This window comes from Anaerostipes hominis (ex Lee et al. 2021), from assembly GCF_002270485.1.
Lineage (GTDB): Bacteria > Bacillota > Clostridia > Lachnospirales > Lachnospiraceae > Anaerostipes > Anaerostipes hominis.
Map to the genome: position 1 here is coordinate 1 of NZ_NQOG01000068.1, position 755 is coordinate 755.

The 755-nt window shown below is 41.3% G+C and carries 1 protein-coding gene; it reads right to left on the reverse strand.

Annotation, left to right across the window (positions count from 1 at the left end):
* Window positions 1-141: 141 nt before the first annotated feature.
* Complete coding sequence (tnpA, locus tag CI597_RS17555; RefSeq protein ID WP_024729452.1) at window positions 142-603, reverse strand: IS200/IS605 family transposase; 462 nt, start codon at window positions 601-603, stop codon at window positions 142-144.
* Window positions 604-755 lie beyond the last annotated feature (152 nt).

A 755-nucleotide genomic window follows, 5' to 3' on the forward strand; every position in this document is an offset into this window, starting at 1 on the left:
AGTCATGACCGCCCGTAAAACGGGCGGCTTGTTCTGAGGCTATAAGCCTCTGTTACCGGCCAGCGCCTAAAGACGCTGGCTTTCACTTTGTTCAAGCCTTAACGCCCTTGACTCGTCGCTGCCCTTGAAAGGGCTTTTGTATTACCTGCCACCCTTAAAAGGGTCCTCATATTCCTTTACACTTAACTTATCTTTTGCTATATCATGACTTTCTTGCTCTTGAATATATTTTTTTATGGTTGCCTCATTTAATCCTACCGTGCTTACATAATATCCTTCTGCCCAGAAATGTCGATTCCCAAATTTATATTTTAAATTTGCATGCTTATCAAAAATCATTAGCGCGCTTTTCCCTTTGAGATATCCCATAAATTGTGATACACTCAGCTTGGGCGGAATACTTACGAGCATATGCACATGGTCTGGCATCAGATGCCCTTCCAATATTTCTACGCCTTTGTACGAGCATAGCTGTTTCAGAATATCTCTGATACTCTCTTTGTACTGGTTGTATATGATTTTTCTCCGGTACTTTGGTGTAAATACTATGTGGTACTTACACATCCATTTGGTATGTGATAAACTGTTTGCCTTATTGGCCATTAAAATCACCTTTCCTTTCGTTATATATTGGCTTGAACAACCTCATTATAACGGAAAGGTGATTTTTTTGTATAACTATCACCGCGCACCCGCATAGCGGGTGGTTTCTATTTCGCACGCTTTGCGTGCTCAACAGGGTCACGACCCATAAT